The 19,984-nt window shown below is 59.2% G+C and carries 22 protein-coding genes and 1 tRNA gene; 8 read left to right on the plus strand and 15 right to left on the minus strand.

Annotation, left to right across the window (positions count from 1 at the left end; all coding sequences use genetic code 11):
- Positions 1-56 precede the first annotated feature (56 nt).
- Positions 57-1,310, plus strand: a complete 1,254-nt coding sequence (locus WC811_RS02830) for a class I SAM-dependent methyltransferase (protein ID WP_372640754.1) — start codon at positions 57-59, stop codon at positions 1,308-1,310.
- A gap of 93 nt (positions 1,311-1,403) precedes the next feature.
- Here WC811_RS02830 and WC811_RS02835 read toward each other — a convergent pair whose 3' ends face one another.
- The gene (locus WC811_RS02835) at positions 1,404-1,550 is read right to left on the minus strand and encodes a hypothetical protein (RefSeq protein ID WP_372640756.1); all 147 of its coding nucleotides are present in this window, start codon (positions 1,548-1,550) and stop codon (positions 1,404-1,406) included.
- 390 nt (positions 1,551-1,940) lie between these two features.
- Here WC811_RS02835 and WC811_RS02840 point away from each other — a divergent pair, with 390 nt between their 5' ends.
- Positions 1,941-2,138, plus strand: a complete 198-nt coding sequence (locus WC811_RS02840) for a hypothetical protein (RefSeq protein WP_372640759.1) — start codon at positions 1,941-1,943, stop codon at positions 2,136-2,138.
- A gap of 17 nt (positions 2,139-2,155) precedes the next feature.
- Here the strand turns inward: WC811_RS02840 and WC811_RS02845 are convergent, their stop codons facing one another.
- Positions 2,156-2,383 (minus strand): hypothetical protein, encoded by a 228-nt coding sequence (locus WC811_RS02845; RefSeq protein WP_372640761.1) that lies wholly within the window; start codon positions 2,381-2,383, stop codon positions 2,156-2,158.
- A gap of 288 nt (positions 2,384-2,671) precedes the next feature.
- On the opposite strand from WC811_RS02845, the gene WC811_RS02850 reads away from it, so the two are divergent.
- Entirely contained in the window at positions 2,672-2,926 is a 255-nt protein-coding gene (locus WC811_RS02850; protein ID WP_372640763.1) for a hypothetical protein, read from the plus strand.
- A 15-nt stretch (positions 2,927-2,941) separates the two neighbouring features.
- On the opposite strand, the gene WC811_RS02855 is transcribed toward WC811_RS02850, so the two are convergent.
- The 9 genes from WC811_RS02855 to WC811_RS02895 all read right to left on the minus strand — a co-directional run bounded on the left by WC811_RS02855 (position 2,942) and on the right by WC811_RS02895 (position 10,959).
- Positions 2,942-4,225 carry a diguanylate cyclase gene (locus WC811_RS02855; protein ID WP_372640765.1) on the minus strand — a complete coding sequence of 428 codons (1,284 nt, stop codon included), beginning with the start codon at positions 4,223-4,225 and terminating at the stop codon, positions 2,942-2,944.
- A 230-nt stretch (positions 4,226-4,455) separates the two neighbouring features.
- Positions 4,456-5,334 carry a dimethylarginine dimethylaminohydrolase family protein gene (locus tag WC811_RS02860; RefSeq protein WP_372640767.1) on the minus strand — a complete coding sequence of 293 codons (879 nt, stop codon included), beginning with the start codon at positions 5,332-5,334 and terminating at the stop codon, positions 4,456-4,458.
- The gene (locus tag WC811_RS02865) at positions 5,331-5,924 is read right to left on the minus strand and encodes a DUF1989 domain-containing protein (protein WP_372640770.1); all 594 of its coding nucleotides are present in this window, start codon (positions 5,922-5,924) and stop codon (positions 5,331-5,333) included. Before WC811_RS02865 ends, WC811_RS02860 begins: the two co-directional genes overlap by 4 nt.
- Complete coding sequence (locus WC811_RS02870) at positions 5,921-6,709, minus strand: creatininase (protein WP_372640773.1); 789 nt, start codon at positions 6,707-6,709, stop codon at positions 5,921-5,923. Before WC811_RS02870 ends, WC811_RS02865 begins: the two co-directional genes overlap by 4 nt.
- Before the next feature lie 13 nt (positions 6,710-6,722).
- On the minus strand, positions 6,723-7,436 hold the full coding sequence (locus WC811_RS02875; protein ID WP_372640775.1) for an SDR family NAD(P)-dependent oxidoreductase: 714 nt from the start codon (positions 7,434-7,436) through the stop codon (positions 6,723-6,725).
- Positions 7,433-8,206 (minus strand): SDR family NAD(P)-dependent oxidoreductase, encoded by a 774-nt coding sequence (locus WC811_RS02880; RefSeq protein ID WP_372640777.1) that lies wholly within the window; start codon positions 8,204-8,206, stop codon positions 7,433-7,435. Before WC811_RS02880 ends, WC811_RS02875 begins: the two co-directional genes overlap by 4 nt.
- A 26-nt stretch (positions 8,207-8,232) precedes the next feature.
- A complete protein-coding gene (locus tag WC811_RS02885) occupies positions 8,233-9,012 on the minus strand; it encodes an ABC transporter ATP-binding protein (RefSeq protein ID WP_372640779.1) in 780 nt (259 codons plus the stop codon).
- Between the two features lie 10 nt (positions 9,013-9,022).
- The gene (locus WC811_RS02890) at positions 9,023-9,898 is read right to left on the minus strand and encodes an ABC transporter permease (RefSeq protein ID WP_372640781.1); all 876 of its coding nucleotides are present in this window, start codon (positions 9,896-9,898) and stop codon (positions 9,023-9,025) included.
- Positions 9,899-9,930: 32 nt separating this feature from the next.
- Complete coding sequence (locus WC811_RS02895) at positions 9,931-10,959, minus strand: ABC transporter substrate-binding protein (RefSeq protein WP_372640783.1); 1,029 nt, start codon at positions 10,957-10,959, stop codon at positions 9,931-9,933.
- A 130-nt stretch (positions 10,960-11,089) separates the two neighbouring features.
- Between WC811_RS02895 and WC811_RS02900 the strand changes: the two genes are divergently transcribed.
- Entirely contained in the window at positions 11,090-12,022 is a 933-nt protein-coding gene (locus tag WC811_RS02900; protein WP_372640785.1) for a LysR family transcriptional regulator, read from the plus strand.
- A gap of 149 nt (positions 12,023-12,171) precedes the next feature.
- Complete coding sequence (locus WC811_RS02905) at positions 12,172-12,348, plus strand: hypothetical protein (RefSeq protein ID WP_372640787.1); 177 nt, start codon at positions 12,172-12,174, stop codon at positions 12,346-12,348.
- A 145-nt stretch (positions 12,349-12,493) separates the two neighbouring features.
- On the opposite strand, the gene WC811_RS02910 is transcribed toward WC811_RS02905, so the two are convergent.
- The 3 genes from WC811_RS02910 to WC811_RS02920 form a co-directional block, all read right to left on the minus strand.
- On the minus strand, positions 12,494-14,314 hold the full coding sequence (locus tag WC811_RS02910) for a methanol/ethanol family PQQ-dependent dehydrogenase (protein WP_372640789.1): 1,821 nt from the start codon (positions 14,312-14,314) through the stop codon (positions 12,494-12,496).
- 538 nt (positions 14,315-14,852) lie between these two features.
- Positions 14,853-16,163 carry an FAD-dependent oxidoreductase gene (locus WC811_RS02915; protein ID WP_372640791.1) on the minus strand — a complete coding sequence of 437 codons (1,311 nt, stop codon included), beginning with the start codon at positions 16,161-16,163 and terminating at the stop codon, positions 14,853-14,855.
- A 237-nt stretch (positions 16,164-16,400) separates the two neighbouring features.
- Positions 16,401-16,474 (minus strand) — tRNA-Gly (locus WC811_RS02920).
- Between the two features lie 252 nt (positions 16,475-16,726).
- Here WC811_RS02920 and WC811_RS02925 point away from each other — a divergent pair.
- Positions 16,727-17,032 (plus strand): hypothetical protein, encoded by a 306-nt coding sequence (locus WC811_RS02925; protein WP_372640793.1) that lies wholly within the window; start codon positions 16,727-16,729, stop codon positions 17,030-17,032.
- A 126-nt stretch (positions 17,033-17,158) separates the two neighbouring features.
- Here the strand turns inward: WC811_RS02925 and mscL are convergent, their stop codons facing one another.
- Entirely contained in the window at positions 17,159-17,545 is a 387-nt protein-coding gene (mscL, locus tag WC811_RS02930) for a large-conductance mechanosensitive channel protein MscL (protein WP_372640795.1), read from the minus strand.
- Positions 17,546-17,795: 250 nt separating this feature from the next.
- Between mscL and WC811_RS02935 the strand changes: the two genes are divergently transcribed.
- Together WC811_RS02935 and WC811_RS02940 are read left to right on the plus strand one after the other, a co-directional pair.
- Positions 17,796-18,056 carry a DUF4212 domain-containing protein gene (locus WC811_RS02935; RefSeq protein WP_372640797.1) on the plus strand — a complete coding sequence of 87 codons (261 nt, stop codon included), beginning with the start codon at positions 17,796-17,798 and terminating at the stop codon, positions 18,054-18,056.
- A gap of 8 nt (positions 18,057-18,064) precedes the next feature.
- Positions 18,065-19,900 carry a cation acetate symporter gene (locus WC811_RS02940; RefSeq protein WP_372640799.1) on the plus strand — a complete coding sequence of 612 codons (1,836 nt, stop codon included), beginning with the start codon at positions 18,065-18,067 and terminating at the stop codon, positions 19,898-19,900.
- The last annotated feature ends 84 nt before the right edge of the window (positions 19,901-19,984 follow it).

Below are 19,984 nucleotides of genomic sequence, written 5' to 3' on the forward strand. Positions count from 1 at the left end.
ACCAAACACCGTCGGGCGAGTAGTGTTCGTTTGAACGTGTTTGACGGCCTGTCACCATGAAACGTGCCCTTCAATCGTTTCTGAATCAGTGCATCAAGACCGGAACCCTGACGGTCTTGCTGCCGACCGGCGAGCGGTTGACGTCGGGAGACGGCTCCGGTTTGCCGCTTACTGTCACGCTTCACGATTCCAAGGCCGGCCTCGATCTTTTCCTGCATCCGCAAATGGCGCTCGGCGAACTCTTCACCGATGGGCGGCTGACGGTATCGGGTGGCTCGATCTACGACTTGCTGGAGCTTCTGGGCCGCAATCTCCACAGTCTGACGCCGCCGCAGTTCGGGCATATCCGCCATGTGGTCCGCAATGCGTTCGACCGCTGGACGCGGCGGAATTCAGAACGCCTGTCGCGCGACAACGTTCATCACCACTACGATATCGATGATCGCATCTACGAGTTGTTCCTCGATTCCGATCGCCAATATTCGTGCGCCTATTTCGAAACACCGGACCAAGATTTGGAGGCGGCCCAGCTTGCGAAGAAGAGGCACATCGTAGCCAAGCTGCTGATTGAGCCAGGGGCCAAAGTTCTCGACATCGGCAGCGGCTGGGGCGGAATGGCTCTCTACCTCGCGGGCATCGCGGGCGCCGACGTGACGGGTCTGACGCTGTCACCGGAGCAGCTTAAAGTTGCGCAGCGACGGGCTGGCGAGAGAGGACTTAGCTCGCGCGTTCGCTTTCGCCTTGAAGATTACCGAGCACTTTCGGAGACGTTCGATCGCATCGTTTCGGTCGGTATGTTCGAGCATGTCGGCCTGAAGGACTATGAAATATACTTCAACACGATCAACCGAAGCATGAAGGACGACGGAGTCGCATTGCTGCACTCGATCGGACGCATGGACGGGCGAAGCGCGATGAATCCGTGGTTCGCAAAGTACATCTTTCCAGGCAGCTACGTGCCGTCGCTTGCCGAAGTTTTTCCGGCCATCGAGAGCGCGGGTCTCATCGTTACGGATGTCGAGATCCTGCGCGTGCACTACGCCGAAACTCTTGCCGCGTGGCGGCATCGGTTCATGGCGCGTCGGGCGGAGGCCGCGGAAGTCTTAGGCGAGCGCTTTTGCCGGATGTGGGAATTTTATCTGGCGGCGGGCGAAGCCGGATTTCGGTATGGAGGGCTAATGGTCTTCCAGATCCAACTCGCAAAGAAAATTGATGCTGTGCCGTTCACGCGCGATTATATCGCCGTGGAGGAAGAGAAGCTGCGCGAGCGTGAGAGTTCGACGACGGACCAGACCGTGGCGGCCGAATAAAAAGTCGGGCTTTTCCTGTTTCGGAGATTAATGCGAAGCGACGACTGAAGCGATAAGGCGGTCGGACAACGTCGCTTCTTTGCGGATATCCGGCTAGGCCAACATCTCGATGCCGAATGCCACGATGATGGCGCAGGTCATCACGACGACCACGCAGATCAGCGAGATGAAGACATGATATCCGTCGGACGCGTGGTGATCGTCTTCGCAAAGACGAACTTTCCCGGCATGCTTTTGCATACAGAAACCCAAGTTTAAAAAAGCTCTCAAAATCGAAGCGAGCGACATAAGGCTCTTCGAAAGCACATACAAGCTGCGGCTACGGAATTGCTGGCCTGCGTTTTCGTATGATCCGTGCGGCGCTTCGCCCTTTCTCGACGATCGCCGGATTGGGGAAGTGCCCGGTTCTTCAGGGGAATGAGCCAGCAACGGCGGGAGAAACGCGCAATCGGGCTCGCTGCGGAGTTCGGATCCGCCCGGCTTCAGCATGATGCTGCGGCGCAACTTTCAACCGATTTAGATGGTAGGCCAGCGCCGCGTTCATAATGAATTCATGCGCGCAGTCGGAAATAGAGGTCATGCTGCATTGCAGCTAAAAACACTCATCTAAAGACTATCACGAGGGTAACGATGGACAAATTTCAGGTGGTCGTCTGGTGTGAATCCTGCCGGGGCGACGATGAAGGTTGTTTCGGGGGGGCGTCGGAAGTTATCGGGGCCACATTCGAATCCCGGGACGCCGCTGAGAAGGCTGGCGCACACTACTGCTCCGATCTGCCATATCGCTATCGCGTAGAGCGGTGCGATCTTCACGCCCACGCGTACTGAACATTCGCTGCGGAGGATCAGGCGAACCTCGTTAGCTCGCGATCCTGGCCGAGCGCCTCTTTGAGGGTCCGCTGCGCCATTTGCATTTTTCTCAGCATATCCGCGTAGTCGCCGGATGATCCCAGGGCCTCGTCGAGCAGGTAATCTGCCTGCTCAAGCTTTGCTTCGAGATGCGCAATGCGGGATTGGGCATCAAAAAGCTTGATTGGCTGATTGTTGCTGACTGCGATACTTTTTTCGATCATGAGCATTTTTCCGGATTACGTCCATTTGCAAACGCACGTCCGAAAGTTGAGTTCCCCTGACCGCGTTGCCCAGCAAGTGGTGAATGCGATGAGACTGTTTTTAATCATTCGGAAACGGTGTTCGAATTGCCGGGGCCGCCATTAGGGCTTTTCGCCGCGCGCCTGAGTGAGCACATTATAAGGGCGCTCGACGCTATCCGATCCGGATCGCCGGAGGACGCTTCGAGAGTTTCAGACGCTGAGGGAGAGGCGGGGACGAAACGCAGACGAGACGCGGAGAAGAAAATCATGGCCCTCTTTTCTGACGGCAATCGCAACGATCACTCTGATTTCGGCATCGATGTGCGCGACGGCGACGGAGCTTTGGACGCTCTGATCATTCTGCTGCTCATCGCATTCGCTTTCGGAATTTGGTTTGTCTCCGGGACGGTGCGCCCGGCGCTGTACGACACCAATCCGAGCTTGATTGCGCATCCAGTTCCGGCATCCGGCCCATATTATTCCGCAAATCCGGTTCCGCCCCCGCCGCGTGGACTGCGATAACGAGCCGAGACTTTCTTAGATGCGCCGGGTCAAGCGCCCTTTGCGCTGCGATTGCTGGCGAGCGGCTTCGGCCACCGATCCGAAAAGGTTCGCCTGGTCGCCTTTGGAGATGTCCAATTCGATCGGGGAGGCGCCCTCTTTCTGACGACGCACGCTTTCGGGACTGGAAAACAGAATGACGCGATTGCGCCCGGAGCGCTTGGCAACATAAAGAGCGGCGTCTGCTTGGACGATCAGATCGTTCAAAGTTTTGTGGTCGCCGACTTTTGATATCCCGACGCTCACAGAACTGCTGAACAGTTTATCGTCAGAAAGAAAGCGCCGCTCGGCGAACTTCTTGCGGACGCGTTCGGCGACGATCAGCGAGGTTTTCAAGGTTGCGTCGGGAAGCAGAACCGCGAATTCCTCCCCGCCCAAACGCGCTGCAAAATCTCCATCGCGAACGGCTTCAGATAGAATACTCGCAAAGGTTTGCAGCACCATATCGCCGAATTGGTGGCCGTGAATGTCGTTGACCTGCTTGAAGTGGTCGATGTCGAAAACGATGGCGACGATAGTCGTCGATGTCGGCAAGTCCGATGCGCGGTCGAAGAACGCCCGCCGATTGAATAATCCTGTTAGGGAATCGGTTTCGGCATCGCGTTTGTGACGCCGCGTCACGCGAATTTGATTGAGGCCCAGCGACAGCGCGCCAATCGCGGCGGTGTCGACAAGGCAGACAATGAGGTTGAAATTTTCAGCCCAATCATCGGGCACACGATTCATAACCAACTCTTGCCGCTGGAGCAGTGCGAAGGCGCAAAGTCCAAACGACAAGCCGCCAACCACATAGAGTGTCGACAGCGTCGTGATCAAAAGCGGCGATTCCGCGCGGCAACGCCAATATTCCCATCCCGTCGCGCAAAGGATGAGCATCGCTGCGAAATTGAAAACGATGTAGCAGACGCCGTCGTACCCGAGGACCATTGGCGCGGTCGTGGCGATGCTTGCCACGAGCGCGACCGCCACCATTTGCATGAAAGGCAACACGCCGGTTCGGAACTGACAGGCAGCGCTGAGAAAAAATACCAAGCCAACTTCGAGGGCGGAAAAAGATACGATACCCATGACGGGCGAGTATCGAGAGATGAAGTTGCTGTAGGTCAGGATGCTGACGACCAGGAACGCCGAGCCGAGCGCCCACGTCATCAGAACGCGGTCCGTCTGAGACACGAACCAGCTGACGAAGAATGTCAGCGCCACGCCGGCGCTACAAAAACTGAGCGCCATGAGCAGCGAATTGTAGTCGAGCAGAATCATTCGCGGACAATACCGGAAAAACCTTTTCCGATAATGACCTAGAGCCCTTAAGTTCTCGTTATATGCAACATTTCAGAGCGATACCTGGATGTTATCATCAACGAGTCGAGGGCGAAGGCCGAGGTGAACGGCAAATGAACGCCGTACCACCACCGCGCTCATCCGCCGGTATCCCGTGATCCAGCCTCGGCGAGAATTGTGCCGTTCGCGGATTATTTCGAGATGCCGCCCTAGAGGGGGTCGCGTTTCAGTGCCTGACAAAGGCAGTGCGGTCCGCCGCCGCCGAGCGTGAACATTCTCAAATCGGGGTTGTAAACCTCAATTCCATGGGCTCGCATGCGGGCATTGAGATCGGTGTTCGCGGCCGTCGACAGCACGCGGTCGTTGCCCAAGGCGACGATGTTCGTGCCGAGCTGGGTCGCATCGTGATACGACACGGGCAGGATCTCATAGCCCTTCGATTTCAGGAGATCGAGGAACCAGGGTTGCTGCGCGTCCGGTGCGACGGCGACCAGCTTCCTGTTGATGAAGCCGACCGAGACATCGAGGTGTACGAAGTGCGGCGGGAACGGCACGGCGTAAGCCTCCCAACCCTCGGCGCGGAACCACGAGCACATCTGCTCGGCGCCTTCCTTCTCCGAGCGTTCGCCGCCGTAGCCGCAGAGAACGAAACCGGGCTCGACCACCATGAAGTCGCCGCCTTCGAAGTGTCCGGCCGTGATCATGTTCCAGATCGGGATGCCGGCGTCTTGATAGAACTTGAAGGTGAGAGCGTAGTCACCGCGACGAAAGCGAGTCTGCAACATCGTGATGACCGCGCCGAAGGGCGTCATGACGCTCGAGTCGCGCGCGAAGACTCCGTATTTCAGTTCCGGCCGTGCATCGAGCCAATGGCAGGTGACGCCCGCTTGCTCGAAGACATCGACCATCTCGCGGTGCTGGGACATGGCAGCTTGAGCATCGAAGTGCAGACCCAGAGCGAGCGTCTGGCGCGAGACGGCGCCGACGGGGCGCCATTCGAAATAGTCCGGTTTTCCGAGGAGAACATCGCGGAGCACGCCGGTTTCGGAATCGAGTCCCCATGGAACGGAGACGGTCGTCGCGCTCATGCCAAGACCTCGTAGTGCGCATCTGTCGGCGCGCCCTTGTTGATGCAGATGATGTCCTGCGGGCAAGCTGACATCGCGACGATGCAATTCATTTCGGCTTTCAGGACGACATAGTCGCCCGGCTTCGAGACCGGTTCTTCCCAGCCGATGCCGCCGTCGGGATTGATAGGAATGTTCATCCAAAGATTGAGCGGCGAGGGAACTTCAGGCGGCGTCAATCCTAAACCGGCAAGGCCCTCACGTAGATTGTCGGCGCAGTTGTTGTGGTACTCCGCGACGCCGAGGCCCTGGTAGCGATAGATGTCGCAAGCGGCGATGAAGGTGTCGTGGACGCCGGGAGAGGTATCTTCCACGAAAGTCAGGATCGGCCGGCGCTTGTTGGTGACGAGCTTGTCGCCGGGTTTCGGACGGATCCGGTCGATCGCGGCGCGCATGTGCTCCATGGATAGGAATTCGTTCAAGTCGTCGGCGTTGAATGCCCATGTATCGACGACCTGGTGGCCGTGGGTGTTGATGATCTTGATCGACTGTCCGGCCTTCAAAGCGACGGCGCGTCCGTGGCGCGCTGGAACCTGGTGCGTCTCACTCATGATTTTTCCTTCACGCCCGGAAATTCTTTGCGGATGGCCTCGGTGACGCCGACCGCGTAGTCGCCGGCGAGCAGCTTGCCTTTTTCGACGGAACAGCCGTGGGCCGGAGAGAGGACGCCGGAGCAGGGCACCCATCCCGTGCGCGTCGGATAGATGTCGTATGGCGGGAAGCTTGCCGGCTTGTCGTCGGGCAGCGCCGACATATCGACGAGATGGGGATGGTGATGGAGCATCAGAGACGTCTCCATGACCGCAGCATGTTCGAGATCGAAGCCGGGGAAACCGTCGGGGAAGATTTTTTCGAGCGTCTCGCGCTTCGTAAAATCCCAGTATTCGAGACGCATGACCTGGAAGTCGCGAATGCCCATATAGGCGAGCTCGCGCATCGCGAGGTCGACGCCCTCGATGGTGAACATCATGTTTTCGTAGTGACCATTGATGAGAACGAGGCGGCGGACGCCGTGGCGCGCGAATTCCTTGATGACGTCGCGGAGAACATGCGCGAGCGTGTCGGCGTCGAGACTGGTTGTGCCGCAGAAGTGATTGCCGCCGCCCATCTTCGGTTGCGACTTGTAGCCGAACGAGAGAACCGGGGCGACGATCGCGTCGATCCGCTTGGCAACGTCGGCGGCGACCGCCGTCGCCAGCATCGCATCCGTTCCCATCGGCAGATGCGGGCCGTGTTGTTCGGTGGCGCCGGTTGGCAACAGGATGAGCGCACCGGCCTCGACGCGTTTCTGGTACGTCGTCCAGCTCATCTCATTCATAAAGATACGGTCGGTCATGGACTTCCTTCCTTCAAACCATCGAGGCGCCGCCGTTGACGCCGAGCACCTGCCCCGTCATGAAATTCGAGCCGGGACCGGCGAGAAATAGAACCGCTTCGGCGATCTCTTTCGGCTGGCCGATGCGTCCCAACGGATTGGATGATTCAAGCCGCTTCCAATGCTCGGGCAGATTTTCGTAATCGAGCAATGGCGTGTCCGTCGGACCTGGCGCGACAGCGTTGACGAGGATGTCGGGGCCGAATTCCTTCGCCCAGCAGCGCACCATGGCGCTAACCCCGGCTTTTGACGCGCAATAGGCGGCGTGATGCTCGCGGCCGAGCTGAGCAAGCTCTGAGCTGAAAAGAATGATCTTGCCGCCTTTACCCCGGCTCTTCATCACGCGCACGGTCTCGCGCGTTACAAGGAACGTGCCGATGAGATTGACGTCGAGCACCCTGCGGGCCTCGGCGACCGGCGTTTCGAGAAGCGGGCCATAGAGGAATATCGCTGCCGAATTGACCATGACATCGATTCCGCCGAGTTCATTGTCGGCGGCGGCGATAGCTTCGGCGACCTGAATCTCGTCGGTGACGTCGACCTGAAAAGACAAGCCGGTTTCTATCGGCGCGAAATCGAGACGCGCAACACGAGCGCCCTTCTTCTCGAAAAGTTCCGCCGTCGCGAGGCCGATGCCGCTGGCCGCGCCGGACACGACGACCTTAAGGCCTTTGAATTCAGTGCTCATCCTAAAAATTCTCCGCGATCGACGCCAATGGCCTGGCCTGTGATGTTGGCCGCGAGGTCACTCGCGAGGAAAAGATAGAGGCCGGCGACGTCTGCCGGTTCCATCAGGCCGGGAAGCGCTTGGGCGGCGACGACGTCGGCGAAAATGTCGTCTTCGCTGCGCTCGGAGCGTTCGGCCATGACTTTCGCGGAGCGTACCGACGCGACGGTGCGGACCCATCCCGGGCAGACCGCATTCACCGTAATGCCGCGAGGCCCAAGCTCGCGCGCGAAAGTGCGCGTCAAGCCGACGACGGCGTGCTTGGACGCGATGTAGGCGGCGAATTCGCCGACAGCGCTCTTGGCCCAGACCGACGCGGTGTTGATGATGCGCGCGTCGGGGCCGAGAAGAGGCAGCGCGGCGCGCGTGACGTTCCAGGTGCCGCGGACGTTGATATCCATGATGCGGGCGAACGTGGCGTCGACCTCGTCGCTCGGGTCGGTGAGTGGCGTGATCAATTCAAGCCCGGCGTTATTCACCAAGACGTCGAGCTTCGAGATTTCTGAAAACGCCTTCACGACGGCAGACTTGTCGGTGATGTCGGCGACGAAACTGCGAACGGGACGGCCGTAAGCTCTCGATAGGCGTGAGGCGGCATCGTGGACCGTCTCATCGTCAGCGAGAATTGCCAAGTCTGCGCCGGCCTCAGCGAAGCCTTCCGCGATGCCGAAACCAATTCCACGGCTCGCTCCGGTCACGAGGACGCTTTTGTTTTCGAGGTTGATCGACATCGGCTTTCTCACGGCGCTCGCAAGCTCTAGTTTTGTTGGCCAGCCGCAGCGCGGACGAATTTCAGGACTTGGGTTCTCAGCTTGAAGAAATGCTCGCTGTCGCGGAGTTCGAGCGTTCGCGCAGTCCCAAGCTCGGCGGCGATGTCGACTTCCTCCAGCATTCGCGCCGGGCGCTTCGAGAAGACAATGATGCGGTCGGCGAGAAAAACGGCTTCATCGACGTCGTGCGTGACGAAGATCACCGTTTTCGCATCCTGTTGCTGGATGCGGCGAAGCTCGATTTGGAGATCCTCGCGGCGTTGCGCGTCGAGCGCGCCGAAAGGTTCGTCCATGAGAAGAACGTCGGAGCCGGCGGCGAGCGTGCGGGCAATGGCGATGCGTTGGCGCATGCCGCCTGAGACCTTGTTCGGGTAAGCGTCAGCGAAATCCGTCAGGCCGACGAGTTCGAGGTAATGCGCGAGGCGCTTCCTCTTGTGCTCCGGCGTCATGTCGAGCCGGTACTTCATGCCGTAGGCGACGTTCTCGGCAACGGTGAGCCAGGGGAAGGACGAATAGGATTGAAAGACCATGCCGCGATCGCGGTCAGGTTCATCGATCGGCAGGCCGCGGAGCCGGATCTCGCCGGTGCTTGGTGTTTCGAGGCCGCCGACCATGCGCATCAAGGTCGTCTTTCCCGATCCTGATGGGCCGAGGAAGACGATAAACTCATTGCGCTTGACGGTGAGGTCGAACGTCGGCGCGACGACTTCAAGGTCACCGAAATATTTCGAGATGCCGTCAAACACAAGATATGGGGCGGGTGCCATGTTTCGCCTCTCAAAGGTAGCGGAACAGGCGCTTGTGGATCAGGCGCAAGATCTGATCGGTCAGCAACCCAATGACGCCGATGGTCACGACACCGGCCATGACTTCGGACGTATTCATGTAGCGTCTAGCCGCCCAGATGACGAAGCCGAGGCCATTATCGGCGGCGACGATCTCGGCGATGATGAGATAGGTCCAGCACCAGCCGAGCGTAATGCGCAGATTGTCAAACAGGGTCGGCAGCATGGCGCGAAAGGCAACGTCCGTCAGCATTTGACGGGGGCGGGCGCCGACGGTGTAGGCGATTTCGACATATTCCTGCGGCACGCGGCGCATGTCGTCGGCGACCAGAAGCACGAGTTGGAAGAACGTGCCGAGCCAGAGGAGGAAAATCTTCGTCGTTTCGCCGACCCCGAACCAGATGATGCTCAGAGGCACGAGCGCTGGCACCGGAAGATAGCGAATGAAATCGATGATCGGCTCCAAAGCAGCGCCGACGCCGCGGAAGCTCGACATGGCGATGCCGATCGGAACCGCCATGACGACGGAAAGTGCGAACGCGCTCCAGACCCTGAGTGTCGAGATGCCGGCATTCCACATGAGATGCTTTTGGGTGATCATGATCCACAGCGTCTCGACGGTGACGCTTGGGGGCGGCAGGAAAAGCGAATTGATCCAACCGAGCCGGGTTGAAATTTCCCACACAGCGATGACGAACAAGCTTGCGCTTATGGACGTGAGGATTCGCGCGCGTTTCGACAGCGTACCGCGGAACGCGAAGAATTGGTTCCGCGTCCGCTTCCGGACGCGGGAAGGCGGCGAGCCCGGCGTTGCCGCCGGTGCGCTCGCCACATCCACCGCTGTCGATATTGTCGCCTTGCTCGTCACGTGTTCGTCCGGCTCGTCTCGTTCACTTCAGCTTATTTTAGGTCGGCTTCGGTGATGCCCGAGACGATCGCGCTGTCGATCTGCTCGGCGGATTTGAGGGTGTGGTCGGCCGCGCCGTTTTCGAGGTTCAACTGCATGACCTCATCGAAGACCTTATAGAGCGATCCGGGCGCGCCGGGTTTGCCGAAGTAGCCTTCCGTCTGCTTGTAGCCGGTGTATTCGAGGCTGCCTTCGATCGAGGCGGCGAACTCGTCGGGCGTCAGGTTGAAGTGAGGCGCCGCAAGCTTGATGAAGTCGGCTTTGTTGCTGTTAAAGTAATCGATAGCCTTGAAGATGCCGATCATGAACTTCTTATACTTTTCGGGGTTCGCCTTCAGTTCTTCCTGACGGACGATGATCACGTCGACGATGATGCCGGGGAACTGTGCCGAAGAGACGAGCAGGTGCGGATTGCGCTGCTTAATTTTATCGATCGCCTGGGACAGGTTCGGCTGATAGGAGACGACGGCGGAGATCGACGGGTCGGAGAAGACGGCGACGGTGTCGGCGGTGGCGATCTGTTTCACGTCGAGGTCGGCGAGAGTCAGGCCCTTCTTCTTCAAAGCCATCTGGAGCAGCAGGCGTCCGGGAATGTTCGGCTCGGACGCGACCGTCTTGCCTTTGAGCTGCTCCACGGCGGTAATGTCTCCCGGCGCGATGACGCCATCGCCGCCAAGCGACTCGTCGATCGTGCCGATGATGACGCCCGGTGTTTTAGCGTCGCGCGGCTTGCCCTGATATTCGCCGACGGTACGCATATCCATGTCGATGTCGCCGCGGGCCATGGCCGCCATGACGTTGGCACGCTCATCCTCGAATTTGATTTCGACGTCGATGCCGAGCGCTTTGAAGTAGCCGAGTTCCTGCGCAACGAAGACGGGAGCGTAGCCGCTCCAAGTCGGGCAGAGGATGCGAATTTTCTCGTCGGCCTGGACTGCGGCGATCGACGCACTGGTCCATAGCGCGACTGCAAGCCCGACGCCGGCGAGCCGCCGGAAACCTACTCCGATATGCATGGTCATGACCCTCGCTAACGACACCATTTGTCGTGGATAGAGTTGGGTAAAATAACATCCATGGAAATATTGATTATTTGAACGATACATTGAAAACTGTCGATGTAACTTATGCTTGTTTATGCGAGGTGTCCCGATGCGTCGGCTCGATAACATCGATATTCGCCTTTTACGGGTGTTTATGACCCTAGTTGAGGCCGGAAGCTTCGCCGATGCTCAGATCGCGCTCAATCTATCGCAGCCGACGTTGAGCACCCATCTTGCGGCGCTTGAGCGCAAGCTTGGGGCGCCATTGTGCGTGCGCGGACGACGGGGTTTTCGCCTGACGGCGTTCGGAGAGGCGACCTATGTCGCAACCCAAAAACTTTTTGCGGAGATCAGCTCGTTCGAAGAGCGGGTCGGTCAATACAACGGACAGCTCGTCGGCCGACTTCGGATCGGCATCGTCGACGGCATCGTGACGAATTCGGCGCTTGGATTGCAGCACGTCGTCGGCCGCTTCATGGAGAACGCGGAGAACGTCTACATCGATCTGGAACTCGGCACGCCGCACTATCTCGAGCAAGCGATTGCGGACGGCCGCCGGGATGTTGTGATCGGACCTTTCTCGCAGAAGGCGCCGGGCGTCACGTACGTCGCGCTGCACAGCGAGCCACATGGTCTTTACTGCGGCAAGGGGCATCCGCTGTTCGATGCGCCGACGTCGGCGATCACGCGCGAGGCGATCGGGAAGGCGCAGTTTTCGGTCCGCGGCTACCGGCAGTTCGACGATCTCTATCGCGCCGATCATCCGCGCGCGACCGGGCAGGTGGTGCAGATGGAGGGTCAGGTTATGCTCATCCTGTCTGGCTACTTCATCGGATTTTTGCCGCGCCACATTGCAGAGAGCTGGTCGAAGCAGGGGCTCATGCGCGAACTCAGGCCGCAAATGTATCAGTTCGTATCGAGCCATTTCGCGGCTTACCGCAAGAGCGACGGCGACCGTCCGCTCGTGCGCAGTTTTGTGCGCTTTCTCAGCCAGCACGCCAATCAAACGCGCAGGGGCGGCGGCGCGGGCAAGGCCGCCTGACTTCAGGCGCTGGGAAGATTGCGGCGAATATCGGGGAAACTCTGATCTGGCCCGCAATATCGCGGGCTCGTCCTGCCGTCGAATTGATGCGGGTCAATTCGGAGGGAGCGCCAGATTTTAGACTGGCCTCAGTTTTTTAGGAGGCAACGATGACGACGATTGAGTCTTATTATTTGGCGCTTTGCATCGCGGCGTTTTTCATATTCGGAATTGGGCTCAGCTACAGCACTTGGAGCTGGAAGAGCTGGAAGGATTCGCAGACGACGGTCGACGCCATGCCGGAGCGTACCGCGCATGTGAAGCCGCAGACAAAATTGGCGGCATAACGGGACGTAACGGTCCGGCGCTTTCGACGCGCATCCGCGATTTTGCGAAAACAAAAAAGGGAGAGGACCTTCGTCCTCTCCCTAAATTTTTGTTTTCTCAACGCTGAGATAGCCCGGGCGGTTCGCCGGGCCATCACGCTTTCGATTAAGGCAGCGCGAACACGGTGAGCGAGCCGCCGAGGTTCGAGTACGAGGCGAGGCCCGAGTACCCGCCGACAGCGCCGAGGCCGTCGTTCGGATTCGTCAAGCCGGCCGCGAGGCCAATGCCTGCCCAGCCGCCGATGCCCGAGAGGACGCCGACGTACTGCTTGCCACCCTGCATGTAGGTGAAGACGTTGCCGATGATGCCCGACGGCGTCTTGAACTTGAACAGCTCCTTGCCGTCCTTCTGGTCGACAGCTTTGAAGTAGCCTTCGAGCGTGCCGTAGAAAGCAACGCCGCCAGCCGTCGTCAGAGCGCCTGACCAGACCGAGAACTGCTCCGGCTTCGACCAGACGATCTTGCCCTTGCCGGCATCCCAAGCGAGGAAGGTGCCCATGCGCTCCGGCTTATCCGGGCCCGGGAACATCGAGACCGTAGCGCCGACGAATGGCTGACCAGCCTGATACGAAACCTTGAATGGCTCGTAGTCCATGCAGACGTGGTTGGCCGGAACGTAGAACAGGCCAGTCAGCTCCGAGTAGGAAGCCGGCTGTTCGTCCTTTGAGCCGAGTGCCGCAGGGCAGATGCCCTTCGTGTCGAAGTCGGTACCATGCGCAAAGGTCGAGTACTTCTTCACGCGGATCGGACGACCGTAGTCGGGGCTCGATTTGTCGAGGTTTACGCCCGAGGCCCAATTGACGGCCGGATCGTACTTCTCGGCAACAAGCGGCTCACCCGTGGCGCGATCAAGCGTATAGGCGAAGCCGTTGCGGTCGAAGTGAACTTCGACTTTACGCTTCTCACCCTTGACATCGATGTCGGCGAGGATCGGCTCGTTGATGCCGTCGTAGTCCCACTCGTCGAACGGCGTCATCTGGTAGGCCCACTTGGCCACGCCGGTGTCGGGATCGCGCGCGAAGTGCGTCATCGACCACTTGAGATCGATCGGCTTACCGTCCTTGTCAGCGCGCTGGACGGGGTTCCACGAACCGGGGTTGCCCGTTCCGTAATAGATCAGGTTGAGGTCCGGATCGTAGGCCAAGTAGCCCCAGGTCGTACCACCGCCGATCTTCCACTGATCGCCGCTCCAGGTTTTGAGCGAGGAATCCTTGCCGACCGGCTTGCCGAGAGACATCGTCTTCTCAGGACTGATCAGCATTTCGCTGTCCGGACCCGTCGAGTAGGCGCGCCAGACCTTCTTACCGGTGTTGATGTCATATGCCGTCAGCGAGCCGCGGACGCCATATTCACCACCGGAGATGCCGACGAGAACTTTATCTTTGACGATCATCGGAGCGGAGGTACCGGTCTCGCCGTTCTTCGCGTCGCCGTTGGCGACTTTCCAAAGCTCTTTGCCCGTCTTGCCATCGAGCGCGACAAGCGTGGTGTCGGCCTGATACATGAAGATCTTGCCGTCGGCGTACTGGAGACCACGGGTGACCGTGTCACAGCACATGACGGAGATGACCGAGGGATCTTGCTTAGGGATATATTTCCAGACGATCTTTTCTTCGTCGGCAAGGTTCAGAGCAAACACAACGTTCGGGAACGGGGTCACGATATACATCGTATCGCCGATGACGAGCGGGCTGCCTTCGTGGCCGCGAAGAACGCCCGTCGAAAACGTCCAAGCCACTTTCAACTGGCCGACGTTATCTGTCGTGATCTGATTGAGTTTTGAATAGCGATGACCGGCATAGTCGCCATTCTGAGTCGCCCAGTTGTTCGGGTCCTGAGTCGCCTTGATGATGCTTTCGTTGGCCCAAGCCGTCGAACACAGCGAAGCGGACAAAGCCAACCCCACTGCTAGAATCTTTCCACGCATTTAAGTCCTCCAAATTCACGACTTGACATGCCTCCGGCTCGTGCCGAAAGCCGTGCACAACCGCCGGCTGAAGCCGGCATCCAAGTTCCCATTTTTTTATATTGTTTTTGTCATATATCCGGGCAGCGGCGATTCGATGATCGTCGCTGTTGCCGTTCGGGATTTGAACGTCTTCTCAGGGTGTTGCGGCAACGGGAAGAAGTCCGCGTCGCAACTTCGCGCAATCAAGTTCATATTTTGCAACGCGTCAACAGCGATTGCCGATGGTCAGATGCGACAATTGGAAATCGTGCCATAGCAATTCGCCGCGTTTTCCCGAATTCCCTATTGGTGAGCGAAATCAGCCCCATCGCTCGGCATAACAGCGTTGCGTTTCGTGAAGAGGGAAACTGCGAAGCGCGACGTGCGCGTGTTTTGATCGATAATAATTCTATCCGCGCTGCGATCGCAGGACGTGATCATTTCCGAGTCTATGTGATGACAAATTAATCGCGAATTTGGGCGGCGCTCCTTGCCGCTCAATCGCTCCGCGCTTCCGTCAGATACCGAGACGATCACGCAAGGCGTAGTACCAAGACCCGAGCGCCGAGTACTGGTCGCGGAACATTCGTCCTCCTGGAAAGGGATACCAGGGCAATTTTGCGAAAACATCAAACCGGCCCATTTCGCCTTGGATCGCTTCGCTGAGAATTCGGCCGAACAAATGCGAGCCGGTGACGCCGTGACCGCTGTAGCCGTGGGCGAAATACGTGTTGGGGCCGAGCCGGCCCATCTGCGGCACGCGGGAAAACGAGAGCGCGAAATTTCCGCTCCATGCATAGTCGATCTTTACGCCGCTGAGTTGGGGATAGACCTTTTGCAAGTTGGGACGGAGCTTAGCGATCACATCGGCGGGGTCGGTGCCGCCGTAGACGACACCGCCGCCGAAAATCAGCCGGTTGTCGGCGGAGAGCCGGAAGTAATCGAGGATGTAACGGATGTCCTCGACGCACAGTCCGGTCGGCAGCAACTGCGCGGCGCGCTCTGGGCCGAGCGGCTCGGTTGCCATCATCTGAGTGGAGACCGGCATCACGCGAGACATTAGCTCCGGCACGACATTGCCGAGATAGGCGTTGCCGCAAATGATCAGCGTCCTGCAGCGGACTTCGCCCTGCTCGGTTTTTACGACCGGAACGGCACCACGCTGATCGACGGACACGACACAGGTGCCTTCGTGAATGATGCCGCCCAGGCTTTCCAACGCGGCCGCTTCGCCAAGCACGAGATTGAGCGGATGCATATGTCCGCCGGTGCGATCGATCATGCCGCCGTAGTAGACGTCGGAGCCGATGTGACGCCGAATGCCTTCACGATCCAGCAATTCGTGGTCGTCCATTCCGTGTGAGCGCCACAACTTCTTTTTTGCCTCAAGCTCGTCCATCTGCTTGGCGGTGTAGGCCGCGTACAGATTCCCATCCTTGAGGTCGCATTGGATGCCGTATTTCGTCACGAACCCGCGGATGATCTTTCCGCCTTCTTGAACCAGACGGCCGACGAACGCTGCGGTTTCCCCGCCGTATCGGCGTTCGATGGTGTTGAGGCTTGCGTTTAGCCCGTTGACGATTTGTCCGCCGTTGCGACCGGAGGCGCCCCAACCAACGCGCGCGCCTTCGAGAACCACGACCTTATGTCCGGCTTCCGCCAGATGCAGGGCGGCTGAGAGGCCGGTGTAGCCGGCGCCGATGACGCAGATTTCTGCGGCTATCGATTCTGTCAGCGCCGGACGTCGCGGCGACGGATTTGCGCTGGCGGCATAGTAACTCGGAGGATAGGAGCCGTCTCCGCAGTAGCGCTCAAAGCGACGTCTCAAAGCTGATCTCCTCTACGCCATTCTCCGGAAGGCTAACCGCCCGGCCAACACGCTTGCAAGAAGAGTCCGATGGGATCGTCATTTGTGACATCATCTCCGCCACGGGAACGATGTCGAAGGCGGAGAGGGGGCGACAAGCGCAAGGGGTGACTTCGAACCGTTGCCACGAACTGGAATTGCCGCCAGCGGAGCCGGGCGCCAATTGGCCGGAAGATTTTAGGCCACTGAGATAATGGCTGGAGCGGGCGATGGGAATCGAACCCACGTATGCAGCTTGGGAAGCTGCCGTTCTACCATTGAACTACGCCCGCGAGGCCCGTGATTTTCGGGGTTTTGACACTTTCCCAGTTTTCTCGCAACCCATACCACCCAAACACACTGTTCTGTCCCTCGGGAATCGTCCCCGCGTGTTGTGCGGGCGAAAAGAGAGAGTGGCGGCGAACGTGTCGGTCGAGATTTCAGCGACGACAACGGAAATTGTTCGGCTCGGGTCCGGTCACATAAATTGATCGGAGGCGAAGCCGGCGAGGTGATAGAGTGGGCCAGTTCTTTGGGGGGAGACGATGAGGTTCGCCGCTTTTAAGTTGTGCGTCGTTGCTCTGCTGGCCGCTTGTTCGCTACCGAGTTTTGCGTCTGCCGAGGACTTGGGAACCGTTGACGCGCCCCGAGGGGCGCAAGTGCCCGCCAAGCTCGATCAGCAGATCGACCAGGCCGTCAGATCCGGCAGCAATGCATCATCTTCGGAACTCGACGCTCGGGTCAGGGACCTCGATGCGACCCGCACGGCCATTGATGAACAAAAGAAGCCGACCGTCAGTCTGAGCGTCAGCGGCTGGGTCGATCAGCAAGTGCAATACAACGTCAAGTAGCGGGCGTCCGGCCTCATGCTGCCGATGCCGAAATTTGCGAGCGCGCGAGGTTGGCGACCAATATGCCAGCCTGGATATCGGCCAAGATATCGGCGCGCCCGCAAAGGTTTCTTCGTTGGAGGCTCGCTAGGCCTGCTTCGCAAGGAGATCGCGAATTTCCTTGAGGTACTCCTCCGTCGGCGTCGGACCTGCTGGGGCGGCTGCCTTGGGTTTTTTCATCGTGTTCACGAATTTGACCAGAAGGAAGATCGCGAACGCGGTGATGATGAACTTGATGACGGCGTTGAGAAAGATTCCGTATCTGATCTGCACCGGATCGGTCGGCGTCGGGATCGCGACGGCGAGACTCGAGAAGTCGATGCCGGCCATCATATAGCCGATCGGGGGCATCACCACGTTGTCGACCAGGGACGCGACGATGGGGGCGAAGGCGGCGCCCATGATCACACCGACCGCAAGATCGATGACATTGCCTCTCATGGCGAATTCTTTGAACTCGTCGATTATGCTCATGCCGATTGTCCTTCCCTGCTGATGTTGCCGTGGCCGTCCAGGGATGGCGCGCCCCCCGCCCCGGAAGGCTGCCGCACGATTCCCGCGGCAAATTTTAGGGGATGACGAGCCGGACGACAACGAAACCTTGGCTTAATACGGCACGGGGACCATTGGACAAATCCCCTGGCGGGCGGTCATAATAAGTCGAATTTTGGGCTAAGGTCGTGTGCCGCGGGTGCAGGGGCCTTTTGGGGATCGGATAGATAGGATGATCGAGCGGAAGGAACGCAAGCCCTACTGGCGGCACACCAAGTGGCAGGTGCTTGCGAGCATCATACCGTTTCTCGCGCTTGTCATCGTTTTGCCGCTCTATGCCGAGCAACTGAATGCCAGCAGGTTTCTCGGGTTCCCGCTGGGTTACTTTCTCGCCGCTCACGGGTTTTTCGTAATCGCTCTCGTTACCGTCGCAAGCTACGTCAATCGCCAGAATGCCATCGATCACTGGCACGGCGCCCATGAAGATATGTGAGGCGGAGCATGGCGTTCAGCGCACGCGCGAGGGTGATCAATCCGCGCCTCGGAACGTATTTCAGTATTTTCGCGGCCCTCTATACGGCGCTGTTTCTTCTCGTACTGATCTTCGAGCAACTGAAGTTCGATGAACACTTTCTGAGCGTGGTCTTTTTCGCGGGGCCAATTCTCATCTATTGCGTCATCGGCTTGTGCGTTGGGACTAACGACGTTCTTGGGTATTTCGCGGCGGGACGGCGGGTTCCGGCGGCCTATACCGGGCTTCTGCTCGGGGCTTCCTCGCTAGGCGGAACGCTCATCGTTGCCGGAACGGGCGCTTTCTTCTTCTCAGGTTTCGATGCGCTCGTGCTCTTGATGGGGACGTTGACGGGCTTCGTCATCATGGCGATCGCTCTCGCGCCCTTCTATCGGAAGTTCGGCGCCTTCACGGTGCCGAGTTATCTCGGGCGGCGGTTCGAGAGCCGCGGACTGAGGGTCATCACGGCGGGCGTGGCGGCGGTGCCGATGCTGCTGGTTCTCTCGGCCGAGCTTCGCATCGGCGGCGGCGTTGCCCATCGTCTGGTGGGCGGTAACACCGACAGCCTCATCTTCATGCTGGCGTTGACGATTGCAATCTCGATCGCCGCTGGGGGCAAGCGCTCGTTCACCTGGGTGGGCGTTGCGCAATCGATCGCGCTCTTCCTAGCGTTGCTCGGCGTCGCCACGACGGTCAGCGTCATAGTGACGAGCCTCCCCATTCCACAGCTCGCCAACGGGCCGATGGTTCGTGGCCTCGTGCGGAACGAAGTCAACGAGGGACTGCAGCTCATCAATATCTGGCCGCTGGCATTCGAGCTGCCGCATGAAGGTTTCGCGGCCATCACGAAGCCTTATACGCAGCCGTTCGGGGCCATTGGTCCGGTGGGTTTCATAATTGGCATTTTCGCCATCGCGACGGGCGTCAGCGCGGCGCCTTGGTTGCTGCCGCGGGTGGCGGCGTCACCCGGCGTCTACGAGGCGCGCAAATCGCTCGGCTGGGCGACAGTGTTTTGCGGGCTTGCGCTTCTCACGGTTTCGTCGGCTGCGGTCTTTCTGCGCGATTTCACGCTCGACGCGGTCATGAGCGAGCGATTGGGACCGCTGCCGCAATGGCTGTTTCAGGCTGCCGCACAGCATATCGTTGCCTTCGATCAGACGGCAACGCGGCTTGGATTCGAGGGTTTGAAGTTCGATCGTGACGGTGTGCTCTTTGCGCTACCGCTTGCGGTTGGGCTGCCGTCAGCCTTCACTTACCTACTCATGGCTGGCGCACTTGCTGCGGCACTTGTCACCGCGAGCGCGACGACGGTTTCGCTTGCCGCCGTTCTTGGCGAAGACGTTGTTCAGGGCATGTCGTGGGAGCCGATGACGCCGCAAAGGCGGGTCTGGATCGTGCGCGGGTTCGTCGCCATCGTCGCGTTCTGCGGCGCGATGCTTTCGATCGCAGCGCCGACCGATCCATTGCAGCTCGTGATCTGGGCGCTATCGATTACCGGGGCCAGCCTGTTCCCCGTCATGGTCCTGTCGATCTGGTGGAAGAGACTGACGGTTGGGGGCGCGATCATCGGCGTCGTTTCTGGCTTCGCGGCGGCGGCGTTCGCTATCCTGATCAGCGAGATGGGTATGCTTTCGACACCGAGTCCGATTGCGGGCATCCTCGGCTTGCCGGTTTCGTTCGTTCTGGCATTGGCTACGAGCCTGATGAGGCCCGATGCAAGCCGTCACGGGCTCGAGATCGTGCGCGATATTCGGGTTCCTGGGGGCGAGATCATCTATGATCGCGAGATGCAACGGCTCCAGCTGAGGAAACATGCGCGCACATAGTTTCGCGCCGATGTCGTGCACCGGATCGGCGCCGATTGTGGGATCGTCCGGGATTGCTCCCGGTGTCCGCGCCCTCTAAAGAGC

The organism is Hyphomicrobium sp. (assembly GCF_041659645.1).
Classification (GTDB): domain Bacteria; phylum Pseudomonadota; class Alphaproteobacteria; order Rhizobiales; family Hyphomicrobiaceae; genus Hyphomicrobium_B.

Excerpts from the sequence above, each read along its gene's own strand:
- WC811_RS02830 (WP_372640754.1), top strand. The coding sequence starts at position 57 with ATGAAACGTGCCCTTCAATCGTTTCTGAATCAGTGCATCAAGACCGGA.
- WC811_RS02835 (WP_372640756.1), bottom strand. The coding sequence starts at position 1,550 with ATGCAAAAGCATGCCGGGAAAGTTCGTCTTTGCGAAGACGATCACCAC.
- WC811_RS02840 (WP_372640759.1), top strand. The coding sequence starts at position 1,941 with ATGGACAAATTTCAGGTGGTCGTCTGGTGTGAATCCTGCCGGGGCGAC.
- WC811_RS02845 (WP_372640761.1), bottom strand. The coding sequence starts at position 2,383 with ATGATCGAAAAAAGTATCGCAGTCAGCAACAATCAGCCAATCAAGCTT.
- WC811_RS02850 (WP_372640763.1), top strand. The coding sequence starts at position 2,672 with ATGGCCCTCTTTTCTGACGGCAATCGCAACGATCACTCTGATTTCGGC.
- WC811_RS02855 (WP_372640765.1), bottom strand. The coding sequence starts at position 4,225 with ATGATTCTGCTCGACTACAATTCGCTGCTCATGGCGCTCAGTTTTTGT.
- WC811_RS02860 (WP_372640767.1), bottom strand. The coding sequence starts at position 5,334 with ATGAGCGCGACGACCGTCTCCGTTCCATGGGGACTCGATTCCGAAACC.
- WC811_RS02865 (WP_372640770.1), bottom strand. The coding sequence starts at position 5,924 with ATGAGTGAGACGCACCAGGTTCCAGCGCGCCACGGACGCGCCGTCGCT.
- WC811_RS02870 (WP_372640773.1), bottom strand. The coding sequence starts at position 6,709 with ATGACCGACCGTATCTTTATGAATGAGATGAGCTGGACGACGTACCAG.
- WC811_RS02875 (WP_372640775.1), bottom strand. The coding sequence starts at position 7,436 with ATGAGCACTGAATTCAAAGGCCTTAAGGTCGTCGTGTCCGGCGCGGCC.
- WC811_RS02880 (WP_372640777.1), bottom strand. The coding sequence starts at position 8,206 with ATGTCGATCAACCTCGAAAACAAAAGCGTCCTCGTGACCGGAGCGAGC.
- WC811_RS02885 (WP_372640779.1), bottom strand. The coding sequence starts at position 9,012 with ATGGCACCCGCCCCATATCTTGTGTTTGACGGCATCTCGAAATATTTC.
- WC811_RS02895 (WP_372640783.1), bottom strand. The coding sequence starts at position 10,959 with ATGACCATGCATATCGGAGTAGGTTTCCGGCGGCTCGCCGGCGTCGGG.
- WC811_RS02900 (WP_372640785.1), top strand. The coding sequence starts at position 11,090 with ATGCGTCGGCTCGATAACATCGATATTCGCCTTTTACGGGTGTTTATG.
- WC811_RS02905 (WP_372640787.1), top strand. The coding sequence starts at position 12,172 with ATGACGACGATTGAGTCTTATTATTTGGCGCTTTGCATCGCGGCGTTT.
- WC811_RS02910 (WP_372640789.1), bottom strand. The coding sequence starts at position 14,314 with ATGCGTGGAAAGATTCTAGCAGTGGGGTTGGCTTTGTCCGCTTCGCTG.
- WC811_RS02925 (WP_372640793.1), top strand. The coding sequence starts at position 16,727 with ATGAGGTTCGCCGCTTTTAAGTTGTGCGTCGTTGCTCTGCTGGCCGCT.
- mscL (WP_372640795.1), bottom strand. The coding sequence starts at position 17,545 with ATGAGCATAATCGACGAGTTCAAAGAATTCGCCATGAGAGGCAATGTC.
- WC811_RS02935 (WP_372640797.1), top strand. The coding sequence starts at position 17,796 with ATGATCGAGCGGAAGGAACGCAAGCCCTACTGGCGGCACACCAAGTGG.
- WC811_RS02940 (WP_372640799.1), top strand. The coding sequence starts at position 18,065 with ATGGCGTTCAGCGCACGCGCGAGGGTGATCAATCCGCGCCTCGGAACG.